18 protein-coding genes and 1 tRNA gene are annotated in these 18939 nt (G+C 65.5%); 11 read left to right on the forward strand and 8 right to left on the reverse strand.

The features are described 5' to 3' along the window. Window positions 1-36: 36 nt before the first annotated feature. The 7 genes from rlmH to ACY34H_RS17395 form a co-directional block, all read right to left on the reverse strand. A complete protein-coding gene (gene rlmH / locus ACY34H_RS17365) occupies window positions 37-507 on the reverse strand; it encodes a 23S rRNA (pseudouridine(1915)-N(3))-methyltransferase RlmH (protein WP_131144107.1) in 471 nt (156 codons plus the stop codon). Between the two features lie 9 nt (window positions 508-516). After that, window positions 517-1224 (reverse strand): ribosome silencing factor, encoded by a 708-nt coding sequence (gene rsfS, locus ACY34H_RS17370; protein ID WP_464978723.1) that lies wholly within the window; start codon window positions 1222-1224, stop codon window positions 517-519. 6 nt (window positions 1225-1230) lie between these two features. Beyond that, entirely contained in the window at window positions 1231-1911 is a 681-nt protein-coding gene (locus ACY34H_RS17375) for a nicotinate-nucleotide adenylyltransferase (protein WP_464978724.1), read from the reverse strand. Continuing rightward, window positions 1908-2816 carry an oxygen-dependent coproporphyrinogen oxidase gene (gene hemF / locus ACY34H_RS17380; RefSeq protein ID WP_464978725.1) on the reverse strand — a complete coding sequence of 303 codons (909 nt, stop codon included), beginning with the start codon at window positions 2814-2816 and terminating at the stop codon, window positions 1908-1910. Before hemF ends, ACY34H_RS17375 begins: the two co-directional genes overlap by 4 nt. A gap of 19 nt (window positions 2817-2835) precedes the next feature. Continuing rightward, window positions 2836-4104 (reverse strand): phosphoribosylamine--glycine ligase, encoded by a 1269-nt coding sequence (gene purD / locus ACY34H_RS17385; RefSeq protein WP_464978726.1) that lies wholly within the window; start codon window positions 4102-4104, stop codon window positions 2836-2838. Between the two features lie 169 nt (window positions 4105-4273). After that, window positions 4274-4999, reverse strand: coding sequence for a YebC/PmpR family DNA-binding transcriptional regulator (locus tag ACY34H_RS17390; protein WP_464978727.1), 726 nt, complete (start codon window positions 4997-4999; stop codon window positions 4274-4276). 95 nt (window positions 5000-5094) lie between these two features. Then, window positions 5095-5922, reverse strand: a complete 828-nt coding sequence (locus ACY34H_RS17395; RefSeq protein WP_464978728.1) for a DUF4214 domain-containing protein — start codon at window positions 5920-5922, stop codon at window positions 5095-5097. Between the two features lie 292 nt (window positions 5923-6214). Here ACY34H_RS17395 and ACY34H_RS17400 point away from each other — a divergent pair, with 292 nt between their 5' ends. From ACY34H_RS17400 to ACY34H_RS17420, 5 genes are read left to right on the forward strand one after another with little or no spacing between them, the layout of a single operon-like run. Continuing rightward, the gene (locus ACY34H_RS17400) at window positions 6215-7147 is read left to right on the forward strand and encodes a DMT family transporter (RefSeq protein WP_464978729.1); all 933 of its coding nucleotides are present in this window, start codon (window positions 6215-6217) and stop codon (window positions 7145-7147) included. Continuing rightward, window positions 7144-7557, forward strand: coding sequence for a methylglyoxal synthase (locus ACY34H_RS17405; RefSeq protein ID WP_464978730.1), 414 nt, complete (start codon window positions 7144-7146; stop codon window positions 7555-7557). The genes ACY34H_RS17400 and ACY34H_RS17405 overlap by 4 nt, the downstream gene beginning before the upstream one ends. Continuing rightward, window positions 7554-8531, forward strand: coding sequence for a quinone oxidoreductase family protein (locus ACY34H_RS17410; protein ID WP_464978731.1), 978 nt, complete (start codon window positions 7554-7556; stop codon window positions 8529-8531). The genes ACY34H_RS17405 and ACY34H_RS17410 overlap by 4 nt, the downstream gene beginning before the upstream one ends. Before the next feature lies 1 nt (window position 8532). Continuing rightward, window positions 8533-8655, forward strand: coding sequence for a hypothetical protein (locus tag ACY34H_RS17415; RefSeq protein ID WP_464978732.1), 123 nt, complete (start codon window positions 8533-8535; stop codon window positions 8653-8655). Then, on the forward strand, window positions 8652-10169 hold the full coding sequence (locus ACY34H_RS17420) for a S41 family peptidase (RefSeq protein ID WP_464978733.1): 1518 nt from the start codon (window positions 8652-8654) through the stop codon (window positions 10167-10169). Before ACY34H_RS17415 ends, ACY34H_RS17420 begins: the two co-directional genes overlap by 4 nt. A 112-nt stretch (window positions 10170-10281) precedes the next feature. Here the strand turns inward: ACY34H_RS17420 and ACY34H_RS17425 are convergent, their stop codons facing one another. After that, on the reverse strand, window positions 10282-10938 hold the full coding sequence (locus ACY34H_RS17425; protein WP_464978734.1) for a DUF4136 domain-containing protein: 657 nt from the start codon (window positions 10936-10938) through the stop codon (window positions 10282-10284). A gap of 195 nt (window positions 10939-11133) precedes the next feature. Between ACY34H_RS17425 and pepN the strand changes: the two genes are divergently transcribed. The 6 genes from pepN to ACY34H_RS17455 all read left to right on the forward strand — a co-directional run bounded on the left by pepN (window position 11134) and on the right by ACY34H_RS17455 (window position 18934). Next, window positions 11134-13779, forward strand: a complete 2646-nt coding sequence (pepN, locus tag ACY34H_RS17430) for an aminopeptidase N (protein ID WP_464978735.1) — start codon at window positions 11134-11136, stop codon at window positions 13777-13779. 162 nt (window positions 13780-13941) lie between these two features. Next, complete coding sequence (locus ACY34H_RS17435; protein WP_464978736.1) at window positions 13942-14952, forward strand: class 1 fructose-bisphosphatase; 1011 nt, start codon at window positions 13942-13944, stop codon at window positions 14950-14952. A 111-nt stretch (window positions 14953-15063) separates the two neighbouring features. Beyond that, window positions 15064-15139 (forward strand) — tRNA-Thr (locus ACY34H_RS17440). 347 nt (window positions 15140-15486) lie between these two features. Continuing rightward, on the forward strand, window positions 15487-16686 hold the full coding sequence (locus ACY34H_RS17445; protein ID WP_464978737.1) for a GGDEF domain-containing protein: 1200 nt from the start codon (window positions 15487-15489) through the stop codon (window positions 16684-16686). A gap of 249 nt (window positions 16687-16935) precedes the next feature. Beyond that, window positions 16936-17613 carry a c-type cytochrome gene (locus ACY34H_RS17450; RefSeq protein WP_464978821.1) on the forward strand — a complete coding sequence of 226 codons (678 nt, stop codon included), beginning with the start codon at window positions 16936-16938 and terminating at the stop codon, window positions 17611-17613. 61 nt (window positions 17614-17674) lie between these two features. Further along, window positions 17675-18934, forward strand: coding sequence for a c-type cytochrome (locus ACY34H_RS17455; protein WP_464978822.1), 1260 nt, complete (start codon window positions 17675-17677; stop codon window positions 18932-18934). Window positions 18935-18939 lie beyond the last annotated feature (5 nt).

Consider the following 18939-nt stretch of genomic DNA (forward strand, 5'->3'; position numbering starts at 1 on the left):
GTTGTTGTTGTAGTCGTGGCCCGGCGCACGCCGGGGTTACACCCGATGATAGGGGTGATTCTGGGTAATTGTCCATGCGCGGTAGAGCTGTTCGGCCAGCATCACCCGCACCACGCCGTGCGGCAGCGTCATGCTGGAGATGCGGATCAGCCCTTCGGCCCTGGCCTTCAGGCCGGGATCGAGGCCATCCGCGCCGCCGATCAGGAAGGCCGTGTCGCGGCCATCCTGTTGCCACAGCTCGAGCTGCTGCGACAGGCCCACGCTGGTGAGATCCTTGCCGCGCTCGTCGAGCGCGATGATGCGCACCGATTTCGGCAGCGCCGCTTCGATACGTTCGCGCTCGAGCGCCATCGCGGTGGCGGCGGTCTTGCTGCCGGACCGCTCGACGGGCTTGATTTCCTTCAGCACGATGCGCAGCTCGGGCGGCATCCGTTTTACGTACTCGGCAAAGCCGGTCTCGATCCAGGCGGGCATCTTGTGCCCGACGGCAGCGATGATCAGCTGCATCGGCGACCCTTACTCTTCCGCGGCAGGCTTGCGAATCCGCTTGATCACGGTCTTGGCGGGCGCTGCCGGCTCCTTGGCCTTGGCTTCCTTGGCAGCCTTCGCCGATGCCACGGCAGCCTTCGGTGCGGCAACCTTCACCTTCTTGCCTTCCGGCACTTCGACCTTCGGCGCGGCCTTTTTCGCCGCGGCTTTCTTCGCCACGGCACCCGCGGCTGCGGCAGCCTTGACCGTGCCAGGCTTGCGTGCCGGGGCTTTCTTCTCGATCACCGGTTCGGCTTCCTTGGCAACCTTGCTGGCCGCCAGGTGGCCGGCTTTTTTCTTCGGCGCGGCGTCGGCGGCCTCGGCGGCCTTGCCTTCGGTGGAAGTCTTGCGCTTCGCGGCGCCCAGCTTTACCGGCTTCTCGCCCCAGATTTCTTCCAGGCGGTAGTAGGCACGGATCGGGCCTTGCATGATGTGGACGATCATGTCGCCCAGGTCGACCAGCACCCATTCGCCGGTGTCTTCGCCTTCGACGCCGATGACGTCGCCGCCGGCTTCCTTCACCTTGTCACGCACCGAAGCGGCCAGCGCGCGCGTCTGGCGGTTCGAGGTACCCGAGGCGATGCAGATGCGGTCGAACAGGCTTGTCAGACCGGTGGTGTCGAACAGGACGATGTCCTGGCCCTTGACGTCTTCCAGGGCGTCGACGACGAGGGCTTGCAGTTTTTTGATATCCATTCAGTTTTACTTCTTATAAAGATTATGTTGTTCGATATAGTCTAGCACCGGCGCCGGAATCGGCGAGCCGCTATCGTATTCATAGTTTCCACCAGCCAGCTGCTGCCGGATGCGAGTGGATGAGATATCCACCGCCAGGTCGGCCGCGATGCAGGTGTTGCCGGCCGGCCGGCCGCACAGCCGTTCCGGTGCCGCCAGCCGGTTGCGGAACTCGGCCGCCACGGCGGCCGGGATGTCCGGACCGTCGAGCGAAAAACCGGGGCGGGCCGCCACGCACAGGTGCGCCAGCGCGAACAGTTCGCGCCAGTCGTGCCAGGTGTCCAGCCGCTGCAGCTGGTCGGCGCCCATCAGGAAGCACAGCGAGGTATCCGGCCCGAGTTCGGCGCGCAGGGCACGCAGCGTCTCGACCGTATAAGTGGGCCGGCCCCGGTCGATCTCCTGGCGGTCGACCACCACGCGGTACGGCTGGCCGGCAAACGCCAGCGCGGCCATGTCCGCGCGCTGTGCCGGTGTCGCCACCAGGCTGCTCTTCTGCCACGGTACGGTCGGGATCACGCGCAGCTCGGCGGCGCCGAGCAGGCGCACGAACGTGGCGCCGAGCGCCACGTGGCCGTTGTGGATCGGATCGAAGCTGCCACCCAGCAGCAGGACACAGCGGAAGGCGGCAGGACAATGCGGCGCGGTCACGCCAGCCAGTCGCGGTGCGGCAGGAAGTCGGTGTACAGGGCCGCCTCCGGCGTGCCGTCCGCCGGATGCCAGTCGTAGCGCCATTTGACCACCGGCGGCATCGACATCAGGATCGCCTCGGTGCGCCCGCCCGACTGCAGCCCGAACAGCGTGCCGCGGTCGAACACGAGGTTGAATTCCACGTAGCGGCCGCGCCGGTAAGCCTGGAAGTCGCGCTCCCGTTCGCCGTACGGCGTATCCATGCGGTTGCGCAGGATCGGCAGGTAGGCGCCCAGGAAGCCGTCGCCCACGCTTTGCACCATCGCGAAGCTGGTGTCGAAATCGCGCTCGTTGAAGTCATCGAAGAAGATGCCGCCGACGCCGCGCGCTTCCTGGCGGTGCTTCAGGTAGAAATACTCGTCGCACCATTGCTTGAAGCGCGGGTGCAGGTCGTCGCCGAAGGGCGCCAGCATTTCGCGGCAGCTGCGGTGGAAATGGCGCGTGTCCGCTTCGTTGCCGTAGTAGGGCGTCAGGTCCATGCCGCCGCCGAACCACCAGACCGGCGTGCCGTCTTCCGTGGAGGTCGAGAAGAAGCGCACGTTCATGTGCACGGTGGGCGCGTACGGGTTGCGCGGGTGGAGCACCAGCGACACGCCCATCGCTTCCCAGGCGCGCCCGCCGATGCCGGGGCGGTGCGCCGCCGCCGACGGCGGCAGTTTCGCGCCGGTCACGTGCGAGAAGTTGCAGCCGCCCCGTTCCAGCACATTGCCTTCCTCGACGAGGCGCGAGATGCCGCCGCCGCCTTCCGGGCGTTGCCAGCTGTCGCGCAGGAACGGCGTGCCGTCGGCTTCCTCGAGGGCGGCGACGATGCGCTCCTGCAGGCCGATCAGCCAGGCCTTGACGGCTTCGGGGTTGGGTGTCGTCATCTTGCTCGCTTCCCGGCGCTCAGTGCTTCAGGCCGCGCCAGCCGATGTCGCGGCGGCATTGCATGCCATCGAAGCGGATTTCGCCGACCGTCTCATAGGCCTGCTTCTGCGCCAGCTTGATCGAGTCGCCCAGGCCGACCACGCACAGCACACGGCCGCCGGACGTGACCAGCTGGCCGTCCACTTCGGCCGTGCCGGCGTGGAAGGTGACCGATTCCGGCGTTTCCGCCGGAATGCCTTCGATGACGTCGCCCTTGACGGGATCGTCCGGATAGCCGGCCGCGGCCAGCACCACGCCGACGGCGGTGCGGCGGTCCCATTCGAGGCCCACGGCGTCCAGCGTGCCGTTGACCGCGTGTTCCATCACGGTTACCAGGTCGGTCTTCAGGCGCGCCATGATCGGCTGGGTTTCCGGATCGCCCATGCGGCAGTTGAACTCCAGCGTCTTCGGGTTGCCGGCCGCGTCGATCATCAGGCCCGCGTACAGGAAGCCGGAGAACGGAATGCCGTCCTTCGCCATGCCGGCGATCGTCGGGTTGATGATCTCGCGCATCACGCGCGCATGCATCGCCGGCGTCACGATCGGCGCCGGCGAATAAGCGCCCATGCCGCCCGTGTTCGGGCCCTGGTCGTTGTCGAGCAGGCGCTTGTGATCCTGGCTGGTGGCCAGCGGCAGCACGTTCTTGCCATCGCACATGACGATGAACGAGGCTTCCTCGCCGGCCAGGAATTCCTCGATGACGATGCGCGCGCCGGCATCGCCGAAGCGGTTGTCCGACAGCATGTGTTCGACCGCCTGGTGCGCTTCTTCCAGCGTCATCGCCACCACCACGCCCTTGCCGGCAGCCAGGCCGTCGGCCTTGATGACGATCGGCGCGCCCTTGGCATCGATGTAGGCGTGCGCCTGGGCGGCATCGCTGAAGGTTTCGTACTCGGCGGTGGGAATGCCATGCCGCTTCATGAATGCCTTGGCGAAATCCTTCGACGATTCCAGCTGCGCCGCTTCCTTGGTGGGGCCGAAGACCTTCAGGCCGCGCGCACGGAACAGGTTGACGATACCGCCGGCCAGCGGCGTTTCCGGGCCGACCACGGTCAGCGCGATGTGTTCCCGCGTGACGAATTCGGCCAGTGCGCCCAGGTCCGTGACCGGCAGGTTCTGCAGGCGCGGATCGCGGGACGTGCCGCCGTTGCCGGGCGCGACGTAGACGATCTGCACCCGTTCCGATTGGGCCAATTTCCAAGCCAGCGCATGCTCGCGGCCGCCGGAGCCGACTACCAGAATTTTCATAAGGATCTTCGGTTGGTTTTTTAGAAGCTGTTTCCGCATGCACACATGTACAGGACATATGGATGACTGCGCGCATGCGGAAAGAACCTCGGAGACTGAAACAGCGGCCCGCGGGCCGCTGCTGCATCATGACATTACTCTTTCGCCCGGTTTCCAGGCGGCGCCGTGCTTATTCTTCGATGACGGCGTTGGTATAGACTTCCTGCGTATCGTCCAGGTTTTCCAGCGCGTCCAGCAGTTTCTGCATCTTGACCGCGTCGTCGCCCGTGAACACGGTCTCGGTGGCGGGCTTCATCACGATCTCGGCCACCTCGGCCTTGAAGCCGGCCTTGTCCAGCGCATCCTTGACGGCGGCAAAGTCGTTCGGCGCGCACAGCACTTCGAAGCCGCCTTCCTCGTCCGCGACCACGTCTTCGGCGCCTGCTTCGAGCGCCGCATCCATCAGCTTCGCCTCGTCGGTGCCGGGGGCGAACAGGAACTGGCCGCAGTGCTTGAACAGGAACGACACGGAATTCTCGGTGCCCATGTTGCCGCCGAACTTGCTGAATGCGTGGCGTACTTCGGCCACGGTGCGCACGCGGTTGTCGGTCATGCAGTCGACGATGATCGCCGCGCCGCCGATGCCGTAGCCTTCGTAGCGAACTTCCTCGTAGTTTGCGCCGTCTTCGCCGCCGGTGCCGCGCGTGATCGCGCGTTGCACGTTATCCTTCGGCATGTTGGCATCGGCCGCCTTGTCCACAGCCAGGCGCAGGCGCGGATTGGTCGTGATGTCGCCGCCGCCCATGCGCGCGGCAACGGTGATTTCCTTGATGAGGCGTGTCCAGATCTTGCCGCGTTTCGCGTCCGTTGCAGCCTTTTTATGCTTGATATTGGCCCATTTGCTGTGTCCAGCCATGTTCAATCTTCCTTAGACGGTATGCAATCGAGGGCGGTATTCTAGCATACCGCCCCTTGCCGATTACGCCGCCCGGGCCGGGCCTGTGGCCTTTTCTATGCCGTATAAATATCGTACTCGATGCCGCTGCGGATTTCGCCGATCACCGCCGCGGAGTTCTCCGTATCCTGCGCGATAAGGTTGAGCACGTCGCCGCGCGACACGCCCTGGTCGCGCATCACGCCGATCCAGTAGTCGAAGCCGCCCTGGTCGTAGGGACGGTCCAGCACGTTGGCATACACCTGGGTGAGGAATTGCTCGTCGCTCATCCTGGTACCGTACAGGTCGCGAAATTCGTCGCTGTCCATCAGCGAGTTGGCGATGAAGGTACTGCTGACATTCTTGTCGGCGATCGAGATCCAGTAACCCAGCCCGCCTTCGTCCGGCTTGCGGTCGAACGCGGCGCGGTACAGGCGGTAGATGTTGCCGGCGTTGCCGTCGATGTCGAACGCGATCGACGTGTCCGAAAAGCTCAGGCGCTCGACGGAGGAGAGCGTATCGGTCGGGCCGGCAGGCGCGGTCACGCCAACCGGCATGCCATTGTGCATCGCCACCGTGTAGTCGCCGCGCATGCCGGCATAGATGGCGGTGTCATAGCCGCCGCCACCGCCAAGATAATTGGTGCCCGCTCCACCGATCAGCAGGTCGCTGCCGGAACCGCCGGTCAGCTGGTCGCTGCCATCACCGCCGTCGAGCCTGTCGCCGATGAAGTCAGGCGTGGTGGTGGTGCCGACGACGTATTCGCCGCTGTACAGGCCGTCGTTGCCGTCGCCGCCGATCAGCGTGTCCGCGCCGCCCTGGCCCCAGATGAGGTCTTGCCCGGTGCTGCCGGTCAGGGTTTCGCTGGCGGCCGTGCCGCCCTGGAACGTTGGTGTGTCTGCCATGATGATTTCCTTGTTTCTGATGCCTGATTGCTGAAGGCCATTGGTACGGTGGCTGAAGTGCCTGCAACTGGACTGCTGCAACTGAAGCTGCCACTGAAGCTGCCACTGAGGCTGCACTGACGCCGCAACGAAATGCTCGCTGCTTATTTTGATAACAATATTGCATTGTCAATGCTACAAGGAAATGGCTGAGTTGTCGATGGGTGGCTTTCAATCGTGCGGTCGCCTGGCGGTGCCGGGTGTATGTAGGGCCAAGAGCGGCAGGGAGCACGGTTTGCCGTACAATGGCCCGATGGAAAAACCACTGACGACTCCATCGACGTCCTACCTGGGCGGCCTGGCTCTGGCCGTCGGCGGTGCCATGCTGTTTTCCGCCAAGGCGGTCATTGCCAAGCTGCTGTACCGCTATCACATCGATGCCGTCACGCTGATCGCTTTCCGCATGCTGTTCTCGCTGCCCGTGTTTGCCGCCGTGGCGCTGTGGCAGATGCGCGGGGCCGTGCCGCTGGCGGCCGGCGACCGCTGGCGCATCGTCGGGCTCGGGCTGGTCGGCTATTACCTGTCCAGCTTCCTCGATTTCCTCGGCCTGCAGTACATCACCGTGGGCCTGGAACGCCTGATCCTGTTTCTCACGCCCACGCTGGTGCTGCTGATCTCGGCCACCTGGCTGCGCCAGCACATCGGCCGGCTGCAATGGCTGGCGCTGGCCGTGTCGTATGCCGGCATCGTCTTCGTGTTCGTGCACGACCTGCAGGGCGGCGGTTCGAACGTGCTGCTGGGTTCCGCGCTGGTGCTGGCCTCGGCCGCCGCCTATGCGGCCTACCTGCTGCTGTCCGGCGAGATGGTCAAGCGCCTCGGCGCGCTGCGGCTGGTGGCGTACGCGATGTGCGTGTCCAGCGCCGCCTGCATCGGCCAGTACTTCCTGCTGCGGCCCGCGGCGGGCCTGGTCCAGCCGGTGGAGGTGTACGGCCTGTCGCTGGTGAACGGCCTGCTGTGCACGGTGGCGCCGGTGTTCATGACCATGACCGCCGTGCAGCGCATCGGCGCCGGCGCGGCTTCCCAGGCCGGCATGATCGGCCCCGTCTCCACGCTGTTCCTCGGCGCAGTCATCCTCGCCGAACCCGTCACGAGCTGGCAACTGGCCGGCACCGCGCTGGTGCTCGCCGGGATCTACCTGCTCTCGCATGCCAAAACGGCCAACCCCAAGAATGGAAACCTGAAATGAATTCCACAGCAGCGCCCCGCATTGCCCTGATCGCCCACGACAAGAAGAAAGACGACATGATCGCCCTGGCCGGCGAATACCTGGCGTTCCTGCGCAGCTGCACGCTGACCGCCACCGGCACCACGGGCGGCAGGCTGGCCGGCGAACTGGGGTTGACGGTGGATCGCAAGCACTCCGGCCCGCTGGGCGGCGACCTGCAGATCGGCGCGCTGCTGGTGGAAGACCGGATCGACGCGGTGATCTTCCTGCGCGATCCGATGACGCCGCAGCCGCACGAGCCGGACATCAACGCGCTGGTGCGGGCCTGCGACGTGCACAACGTGGCATGTGCCACCAATATGGCGACGGCGCACCTGGTGCTGTCGCAGCTGCAGGCGGCAGGCGCCGCATCGAACGGGGAGGCGCAATGAGCAAGGCAATCAGGATGAGCCGCACCGGCGGCCCGGAAGTGATGGAATACGTCGACGTCGACGTCGGCCCGCCCGGTCCGGGCGAAGCCACCGTGAAGCACGCGGCGATCGGCATCAATTTCATCGACGTGTATTTCCGCACCGGCCTGTATCCGCAGCCGCTGCCGAACGGCCTGGGCATGGAAGGCGCGGGCACGGTCGAAGCGGTGGGCGAAGGCGTCACGCACGTCAAGGTGGGCGACCGCGTGGCCTATGCCGGCCGCCCGAACGGCGCCTATGCGCAGGAACGCAACCTGCCGGCCAGCCTGCTGGTGGTGCTGCCCGCCCAGATCGCGTTCGATACGGCGGCGGCCATGATGCTGCAGGGGATGACGGCGCAGTACCTGCTGCATCGCACCGCGCACCTGAAGCCGGGCGACACAGTCCTGTGGCACGCGGCGGCCGGCGGGGTCGGACTGATTGCCTGCCAGTGGGCGAAGGTGCTGGGCGTGAACCTGATCGGCACCGTGGGGTCGGACGAAAAGGCCGCGCTGGCGATCGAGCACGGCGCGGCGCACGTGATCAACTACAGGCGCGACAACTTCGTCGACAAGGTGCGCGAACTGACGAATGGCGAGGGCGTCTCGGTGGTCTACGATTCGATCGGCCAGGACACTTTCTACGGTTCGCTGGATTGCCTGGCGCCGCTGGGCCTGATGGTCAGCTTCGGCAACGCCTCCGGGCCGGTGCCGGCATTCGCACCGTCCGAACTGCAGTCGCGCGGTTCGCTGTTCCTGACCCGGCCGACGATGATGCACTACACGGCGAAGCGCGAAGACCTGGAAGCCACGGCCCGTTCGCTGTTCGGCGTAGTGGCCAGCGGCGAAGTGAAGATCGCCATCAACCAGCGCTACCACCTGGCGGATGTGGCGCAGGCCCACATCGACCTGGAATCGCGCCGGACCACCGGTTCGTCGATCATCATCCCGCGCTGACATGTCCAGCCCGAACGAAGAAGACGACGGCAATCCGAAATTCGGCCGTCTGCTGGTGGCGTTGCTGCTGGCGCTGGTGCTGGTGGTACTGATCACCTTTGCAAGCGAGGCCATGTTCACATGAAGCGCCTAGTTCCGATGCTGGCGCTGGCCGCCGCCGCGGCCTGCGCGCCATTTACGGCCTTCGCTGCCGGTCCCGCACCCGTACTGCCCGATACGCCGGCCGGCTGGCAGGCGGCCGCGGCGCGCGACATCGCGGCCGCCTACGATATCACCCTGGCGAACCACGCCGGCGCGCTCGATCCGCACAATCCGGCCTTCCCGGACAACCTGAAGGCGGCGCGCGACCATGGGCTGGCGCTGGCCGCGAAGGTGGCCGACGCCAACGGTTACATGGCGGCGCTGCAGGGATTCACCGCCCGCATCCAGGATGGACACGCGGGTGTACGCCCCAGGATCGACAGCAGCGCGCGGGCGGGCCGGCAGTGGCCCGGCTTCGTGGCGGTCTGGCGCGGCGACCTGTATGTGTATGCCGCGCAGGATGGCGCGGCGCAGGATGGCGCGGCGCGGCAGGGCGAGCGGATCGTGTCCTGCGATGGCAAGCCGGCCCGGCAACTGCTGGCGGACAACGTGTTCGCGTTCGAGGGCCGCATCGACGAAGAGGGCCAGTGGTGGAGCCTGGCGCCCTGGCTGTTCGTCGATTCGCACAATCCCTTCCTGGCGCGGCCGGCGCGCTGCGTGTTCGAATCGGCAGGCGCGCGCATTGAACGCGAGCTGGCCTGGCGGCCAATGACGGATCAGGCGTTCGCCTGGCACGGCGAAAACCTGGCGGCGGATGCGCTGCCGGTCGGGCTGACCGAGCCGCGCCCGAAGCTGTTCTGGATGGCGATGCCCACCTTCCATCCGTCGGACGCCGAGCGCGCCGCCTACCACGCCGTCTACCGGCAGGTGGAGACGCAGCGCGAACGCTTCCTGGACGCGGACGCGGTGGTCGTCGACCTGCGCCGCAACGGCGGCGGCAACTCGGTGTGGAGCGCGCGCTTCGCCGCGGCGCTGTGGGGCAGCGACCGGGTACGGCGCCTTGCCGAAGCCCGTACCGCCAGCCAGCGCGTGTGGTACCGGGCAACGCCGGACAATATCGCCCACTTCAGGAACATCGTCGAGACGTTCACTGCGAAGAAGGAAACGGCGATCGCTTCATGGGCGGCCACCCACGAAGCGGGCATGCGCGCGGCACTGGGGGCCGGCAAGCCGTATTACATCGCCAACGAGGATGCGCCGGCGGCCGCCGCCAATCCCCAGGCGGACCGGCCGGGCGATCCGCCAGTCTTCACGCGGCCGGTCTATGTGATCGTGCCGGGCGATTGCGCCAGCGCCTGCCTCGACGCGGTGGACGTGTTCAAGCTGTTCCCGAACACGAAGCTGATCGGCGCGCCCAGTTCGGCCGATTCGACCTACATGGAAGTGCGTTCGCAGGAATTGCCGGGCGGCCTGGCCCGCGTGATCGTGCCCGTCAAGCTCTACGTGAACCGGCCGCGCGGCAATGGCGAGTTCTACCGGCCGGACATCGCCGTGACCGCCCTGCGGTGGACTACCGCCGAGTTCCAGTCCGTGGTCGAACGCGACCTCGCACGGTAAAAACAGGATGTGCCCCGAAAATAGGACGAAAATAGGGACGGACCCTGTTTTTAAGGAAATTTCCCAGAAAACAGGCGGTCCGGCGTCCCGGTCCGTCCCATTTTTTCGGAAGTTACTGCAGCTCCAGGTCGATCTGCTTCGCCTTGCCGCTCTCGCCCGGGAAGCCGGTAAACGCGCTCTGCACCAGCAGCGGCATCACGGCGGGCGTCGATTGCCGCCGGCTGGTGTTCTGCACGGTGACGTCGTACAGCTTCTTGCCGGTATTGTCGGCGATCGACACGTTCAGCTTGCGCTCGTAGTTATGCCGGATGACTTCGCGGTATTCGGTCGGGCCGAACATCCACGGGTCGTAGTAGGGCCGGAATGCCCAGTGGCGGTAGCGGTAGCGCGACGGGTAGAAACCGCCGCGGTATGGCCAGCCGCCGTACATGCTCCAGTACGGGCTGGCGCCATAGCCGAACGAATCGTAGGCCTGCAGCACGCGGGTCGGCCGGTCGATGGTGGAGAACGCCATATCGACGCGCAGCTTCGCCTGTTCCGGCGCGCCGGCCTGGGCGAAGCCCAGTTTCGACAGTTCGTTCGCCACCAGGCCCTGGTAGCTGCGGTATTCCAGCGTGTCTTCGCTCGGCGCGGGCGTATCGAATACATAGGTTTTTTCCTGCAGCTGGGCCGGCCACTGGTGGAACACCGTGACGTCGCTGCGGATGGTCGTTGCGCACCCGCCGAGCAGCAGGCTGCCCGCTGCGACGAGGATGGCGAAGGATTTCATGATCTACTCCCAGAAAAAGGTATTTCCCCACATACAGTGTATGACTGGCCCGCTTGCACTCCTTAATTATTACAGAATGTTACGGCGGCACGGAAAGCTGAAACGATCGCAACCGGTACGGCAGCAAATCACGGGCATGCGAGGGCGCCGGTGTTGGTAAAATAATCTTTTGTCCGCAACGAAGGTGAAGGCCCCATGAGAACCGACAGCCCGCAGACGATTTACCGCAAGGATTACACGCCGCCCAACTACCTCGTGGAAACGGTGGAACTGGGTTTCGATCTCGACCCGGCCCGCACGATCGTCGCCAACCGCATCACGCTGCGCCACAATCCCGACAGCCAGGGCGGCAAGAACGACCGCGACATCGTCCTGCATGGCGAAGACATCGAACTGGTGGCGCTCCGCCTGAACGGTACCGAGCTGAACCCTGGTCAGTACATACTGGGGTCGAACACGCTGACTATCAAGAAGGCGCCGTTGAACGTGGTGCTGGAAATCGAAACCACCTGCGCGCCGGAAAAAAACACCACCCTTTCCGGGCTATATGTTTCGAATGGCAGTTTCTACACGCAGTGCGAGGCAGAAGGCTTCCGCCGCATCACTTATTTCCCGGACCGGCCGGATGTGATGGCCGTCTTCACCGTGATGCTGCGCGCCAACAAGGAAAAATACCCGGTCCTGCTGTCGAACGGCAACCTGGTGGAAGCGGGCGATCTCGATGACGGCCGCCATTACGCCAAATGGGAAGACCCGTTCAGGAAGCCGTCGTACCTGTTCGCGCTGGTGGCGGCAAAGCTGGTCTGCCAGGAAGAAACCTTCAGGCTGGCCGATGGCCGCGATGCATTGCTGCAGGTGTGGGTCGAGGAGGGCAATCTCGACAAGACCGACTACGCGATGCAGTCGCTGAAGAACTCGATCCGCTGGGACGAAGAGCGCTGGAACCTGGAACTGGACCTGGACCGCTTCATGATCGTCGCCGTCGGCGACTTCAATATGGGCGCCATGGAAAACAAGGGCCTGAACATCTTCAACACCAAGTTCGTGCTGGCCAATCCCGCCACCGCCACGGACGTCGACTACGCCGGCATCGAAGCGGTGGTCGGCCATGAGTACTTCCACAACTGGACCGGCAACCGCGTGACCTGCCGCGACTGGTTCCAGCTGTCGCTGAAGGAAGGCCTGACGGTGTTCCGCGACCAGGAATTCTCGGCCGACATGATCGGCACCGCGAGCGGCCGCGCCGTCACGCGCATCGACCAGGTGCGCACGCTGCGCCAGGCGCAGTACCCGGAAGACGCCGGCCCGATGGCGCACCCGGTGCGCCCCGATTCCTTCGTCGAGATCAACAATTTCTATACGGTCACCGTGTACGAGAAGGGCGCCGAAGTCGTGCGCATGTACCAGACCCTGCTGGGCCGCGAAGGCTTCCGCAAGGGCATGGACCTGTACTTCGCACGGCATGACGAGCAGGCCGTCACCTGCGACGATTTCCGCGCCGCGATGGCCTCGGCCAACGACCGCGACCTGACGCAGTTCGAGCGCTGGTACAGCCAGGCCGGCACGCCGGTCGTCACGGCCAGCGGCGAATACGACGCCGGTGCCCAGCGTTATGTACTGACGCTGTCGCAGCGCTGTCCGCCGACCCCGGGCCAGCCGGACAAGCTGCCGTTCCACATTCCCGTCGCGGTCGGCCTGCTGGCCGGCAGCGGCCGCGACCTGCCGCTCAATCCGAACGGCGACACCACGGTGGTGCTGGAGCTGACCGAAGCGCAGCAGGTGTTCACGTTCGACGGTATTCCCGAAGCGCCGACGCCGTCGCTGCTGCGCGATTTCTCGGCGCCCGTGGTGCTCGAATATCCGTACACGGACGAGGAACTGCTGCACCTGTTCCGCCATGACAGCGATCCCGTGAACCGCTGGGAAGCGGGCCAGCGCCTGGCGATGACGCGCCTGCTCAAGCTGACCGCCGCCGTGCAGGCGGGCGACAAGCTCGATCTCGACTACACCTTTGTCGCCGCCCAGCGCGCGCTGCTGCTGGACGATTCGCTGGAGGCGGCATTCCGCGAGCAGGCGCTGATCCTGCCGTCCGAATCGGTGATTGCCGACCAGATGGAAACCGTCGATCCGCAGGCCATCCACCACGCGCGCCAGTTCATGCGCCGCACCATCGCCGAAGTGATGCGCAACGAGCTGCTCAATGCCATTGCCGCGAACGAAACGCCGGGCGAGTACAGCCCGGACGCCGTCTCTGCCGGCAAGCGCGGCCTGAAGAACCTGGCGCTGGCCTATCTGCTGGCCGCGCCGGACATGCATGCGCTGAACCTGGCGCGCCGCCAGTTCAACGGCGCGACCAACATGACCGACCGTGCCGCCGCCCTGACGGCACTGATCCACAGCGGCGCCGACGCCGAAGAGCAGCTGCAGGCCTTCTACGACCAGTTCAAGGGCGAGGCGCTGGTGATCGACAAGTGGTTCGCGATGCAGGCCAGCGCACCGACCACGAACGTGGCGCGCGTGCGCGAGCTGATGGGGCACCCGGCCTTCACGCTGCGCACGCCGAACCGCGCGCGCAGCCTGCTGTTCAGCTTTACCAACAACAACCCGTCGCAATTCCATGCCAAGGATGGCAGCGGCTATGAATTCTGGGCCGAGCACGTGGTCAAGCTCGATGCGCTGAACCCGCAGGTGGCGGCCCGCTTCGCGCGCAGCATGGACCGCTGGCGCCGCTACGCCCCGGAGCTGCAGGCGCACATGCGCCGCGCCCTGGAACAAGTGGCCGGCGCGCCGAAGCTGTCCAATGACGTGATGGAAGTCATTTCCAAAGCGCTGGCGAACTGAGGGAACCTCGATAAACCTGCTGCGCAACGCCAGCCGCTGGTCTCCGATGCTCGCTGTACAAAAAAGTACAGCTCCGCTTCTCGACCACGTCTGACGTCGCTCGCTACGGTTTCTCGAGGTCCCGACACGCCCGTAAAGAATCGCAATCAACCAAGGGAATCCATGAAACGTATCAGCCTTACCCAATACCTCGTCGAGGAACAGCGCGAGCACCACAATATCCCGGCCGAGCTGCGCCTGCTGATCGAGGTGGTCTCGCGCGCCTGCAAGACCATCGCCCACTCGGTGGGCAAGGGCGCCCTCGGTGACGTCCTCGGCGCGCTCGAGAGCGAGAACGTGCAGGGCGAAGTGCAGAAGAAGCTCGACGTGATCTCGAACGAGATCCTGCTGGAAGCGAACGAATGGGGCGGCCACCTGGCCGCGATGGCGTCCGAGGAAATGGAGACGATCCACCTGATCCCGAACCGCTATCCGAAGGGCGAATACATGCTGGTGTTCGATCCGCTGGACGGCTCGTCGAACATCGACGTCAACGTGTCGATCGGTACCATCTTCTCGGTGATCAAGGCGCCGGAAGGCATGGCCACGCCGACCGAGACCGATTTCCTGCAGCCGGGCGCCAAACAGGTCGCCGCCGGCTACGCGGTCTACGGACCGCAGACGATGCTGGTGCTGACCACCGGCCACGGCGTGAACTGCTTCACGCTGGACCGCGAGATGGGCTCGTGGGTGCTCACGCAGCGCAATATGCAGATTCCGACGACGACGAAGGAATTCGCCATCAACATGTCGAACCAGCGCCACTGGCAACCGCCGGTACAGCGCTACATCGGCGAACTGCTGGCCGGCAGCACCGGCCCGCGCGGCACCGATTTCAACATGCGCTGGATCGCCTCGATGGTGGCCGACGTGCACCGCATCCTGAACCGCGGCGGCATCTTCATGTACCCGGCCGACGTGCGCGACCCGAGCAAGCCGGGCAAGCTGCGCCTGATGTACGAAGCAAACCCGATGGCCTTCATCGTCGAACAGGCAGGCGGCATGGCCACCGACGGCAAGCACCGCATCCTCGACATCCAGCCGACCACGCTGCACCAGCGCGTCCCGGTATTCCTCGGCTCGCGCGACGAGGTGGCCGTGGTCACCGGCTATCACCACGAAACGGCCGCCTAAGTTTTTCTGGGCAAGACCCTAGTCAACTGTAAAACCTGTTGCTATAATGTGGCCTCTTTCGCAGCGCTATATGTGCAGCGGAAGGCAGGTTAAACAGGTTGTACAGGTTTAGCCGCTGTAGCTCAGTCGGTAGAGCAGCGCATTCGTAATGCGAAGGTCACCAGTTCGATTCCGGTCAGCGGCACCAAACAAGTGAGAAGGGCCACCCATCAGGGTGGCCCTTTTTGCTTTGCATTCAATCCGGCAGGAGCTGTCCGGAAGACGCGCGGGGCCATCTTCGATCCACGTGCCGATGTAAATCTGCAACTCTTGTTGTCCGTCTGGTGCTCCCAGAATTTCCCTCTAAGCATGCTTTTTGCTAAAATGCAAATCCATGCTCATGTAGAATCACGTCCGCGCACGAAAGCCGCGGGGCGCCGTAAATTCTTTACAAATAACCGCCGCAGTGACTTTTAGTGAGAAATGCTCTCAGGGATACGTTTACAATATCCCCCGTTTGCCCGTATACCGGGCTCATCAGTATCAGGAGGAGACGTGTCACCCCCGGTTCATGACGCGGCGTTCGCGATCTCCCGGTTCTCGGCGGAATTTTCCGACAGGACGATCGAGGCGCATTTCAGCCATCACCTGCTGCCGCAGACCAAGGAACAACTGCGTACCACGCTGCTGTTCTGCTCCGCCGTTTACCTGATTTTCGCGATCACGGACATCCTGGCGCTGGGACTGGCGCCGTTGTCGCTGGCACTGTTCGGCTGCCGCTTCGCGGTGGCCGTGGTGGCCGTCGCCAGTTGCGTCACCAATCACCTGCATCCGCATTCCGTCGGCCGTGTCTATCTTACGGCGAGCATCACCGAGATCGCCGGCATGCTGGCCTTTGCGCCGATCGTGCTGGCGCGGCCCCACGAGCTGCCCTGGCATGCGATGTCGATGGGGCTGATGGTGCTGGTGGTGTACCTGTACATTCCGAACCGCCTGATCTATTCGCTGGCCATCGCAGCGATTTCCACGGTCGTCTTCATCGCCATCGCGCTCGCCACGGGCAGCCTGGGCGCGCAGGAACAGCTGACGATGATCATGCTGCTGGCGCTGGCGAACAGCTTCGGCTACATCTCGGCACGCCGCTACCACGTGATTCGCCGCGAGGAATTCCGCGTGCAGTCGGTGCTGAAGAACCTTTCCGAGCGCGATCCGCTGACCGGCTGCCACAACCGGCGCTACCTGCAGCAGGAACTGCTGAACATGGAACTGTCGCGGGCGCGCCGCTTCCGCCTCAGTGTCGCCGTCATCGCCTGCGACATCGACTACTTCAAGTCCGTCAACGACACATACGGCCACGCGGCCGGCGACCGGGTGCTGGTGGCATTCGCCGCGCTGCTGCGCGGGATGATCCGCGAGAACGTCGACAACCTGATCCGCTTCGGCGGCGAGGAATTCCTGCTGGTGCTGCCCGAAACCGACCTGCCCGGCGCGGTGCACCTGGCCGAGCGGATGCGCGCCGCGCTGTCGGCCATGTCCACCGAGATCGCTCCCGGCAAGACGGTGGGCGTCACGGCCAGCTTCGGCGTCACCTCCGTCAATTTCGCCAACGTGGTCGCGCGCTTCCCGCAGGAAGCGGTGATCGAGCTGGCCGACCAGCTGCTGTACGCCGCCAAGCGCGATGGCCGCAACACCGTCAAGGCGCTGGAATTCTACGGCCGTCCCGGCCTGCACGTGGCTTCCAGGGCGGTCGGCTGATCGCTGCCGGCGCTTACGCGTCCCCCTTTGCGTGGCGCGCCGGCCGCCGTCGCGCGCCCGCCGATATTCGCCATTTTTTAACACGGGCTCGTTGCGCCCTGTGCTACCGTATCGATAACTTATCCAGCCAGCTCCAGTAACGGTTTTGCCGTCGCCCGCAGGAAGGAGGTCGTTGTCGTGGACAGTACTCGCTCGATCATGCCGGGAACCGTGTGCGCCAGCGCCGCTGCCGCCATCGTCTTTGCCGCGATGGCGCTGCTTGCGCCCGGCATGGCGGGAGCGCAGGCCCAGCCGGCCGCGGAGCGGCCGCCCGACACGATGGAAGAACGGGTGCGCGCGTGCATCGGCTGCCACGGCGTCCAGGGCAGGGGCGTCGAGAACGTCTACTTTCCCCGCCTTGCCGGCAAGCCCGCCGGCTACCTGTACCACCAGCTCGTGTCCTTCCGCGACGGCCGGCGCAAGTACCTGCCGATGAATTACATGCTGGCGTACCTGCCCGATCCCTACCTGATGAAGATGGCGGAGTACTTCGCGCAGCAGGATCCGCCGCCGCTTCGGCAGCCCGCCGTGAACCGGCCCGCGCAGCAGCTGGTGGAAGGGCGCCGCATCGTCGACGAAGGCATCCCGGCGCGCAGGATCCCGGCCTGCGCGACCTGCCACGGCGCCGGCCTGGCGGGCCGCGAGCCCGGCATTCCGGGCCTGCTCGGCCTGCGCGCCGATTACGTGAGCGCGCAACTGGGCGCCTGGCGCTACGGCCTGCGCACCGCGATCGCGCCGGACTGCATGCAGGTCATCGCGTCCAGCCTGACGGAACCCGAAGTGGCGGCCGTGTCGGCCTGGCTGGCGTCGCTGCCCGTCGATCCCGGCGTGCGGCCGGCCAGGGCGGCGAACGTGAACCTGCCGATGGCTTGCGGCAGCCACCGCTAGGAGCCCAGTCATGCGCCCTGTCCGCGTCCCCTTCGCTTTCGCCTTCCTGCTGCCGCCGCTGATGCTGCTGGGCGGCATGCTCGCGCTGCCGCAACTGGCCGCCCAGTCGCGCGCGCCCGCCGTGCAGCGGCCCGCGGCCGCACAATCGGCCCAGGCCGCGCTGATACAGCGCGGCAAGTACCTGGCCCAGGCCGGCGACTGCATCGCCTGCCACACGGTACCTGGCGCGAAGATTTTTTCCGGCAACCGGCCGATGCCCACGCCGTTCGGCACGCTGTTCGCGCCGAACATCACGCCCGACCCGGAAACCGGCATCGGCCGCTGGAGCGCCGAAGAGTTCTACCAGATGATGCACACGGGCCGCGGCCGCGACGGCAAGCTGCTGTATCCGGCCATGCCGTTCGCCAGCTACACGAAGGTGACGCGCGCCGACTGCGACGCCATCTTCGCCTACCTGCGCTCGGTACCGCCGGTGCGCCTGGCCACCCGCGAGCACGACCTGCGCTTCCCCTACAACAACCGCAACCTGCTGATCGGCTGGCGCACGCTGTATTTCCAGCAGGGCGAATACCAGCCGGACCGCGCGAAATCGGCCGAATGGAACCGCGGCGCCTACCTGGTCGAAGGCCTGGGGCACTGCGCCATGTGCCACACGCCGATCAACGCGCTGGGCGGCTCGTCGCAGCAGGAAGCCTTCAGGGGCGGCCTGATCCCGATGCAGAACTGGTATGCGCCGTCGCTCACGTCGAACAGGGAGGCGGGCCTCGGCAACTGGGCGCTGCAGGACATCATGGACCTGCTGCAGGCGGGCGTCTCGAACCGCGGCACGGTGTACGGGCCGATGGCCGAAGTCACCTACAACAGCCTGCAGCACATGACGGACGAGGACATCCGCGCCATGGCCGTCTACCTGAAAAGCCTGCCGAGCGACGAGCCGCCACGCCCGGCGGCGGCCAATGCGCCGCTGCGCGCGGACGTCAGCCAGATGTTTTCCGAAGGCCGCCGCATCTATGCCGCCCAGTGCGCCAGCTGCCACGGCGCGGAAGGGCGCGGCAAGCTGCCGCACTATCCGCCGCTGGCCAACAACCAGTCGATCATCATGACGTCCGCCGTGAATCCGGTGCGCATGGTGCTGAACGGCGGCTACCCGCCGGGTACGAGGAAAAACCCGATGCCGTACGGGATGCCGCCGTTCGCGCACGAACTGTCCGACGGCGAGATCGCCGCCGTCGTGACCTATATCCGCAATGCGTGGGGCAACCGCGCCGGTGCCGTCGGCACCCGCGACGTCAACGCGCTGCGTTCCGCCACCGTCGAGTAGGAGCC

This window comes from Pseudoduganella sp. jia 9 (genome assembly GCF_055502615.1).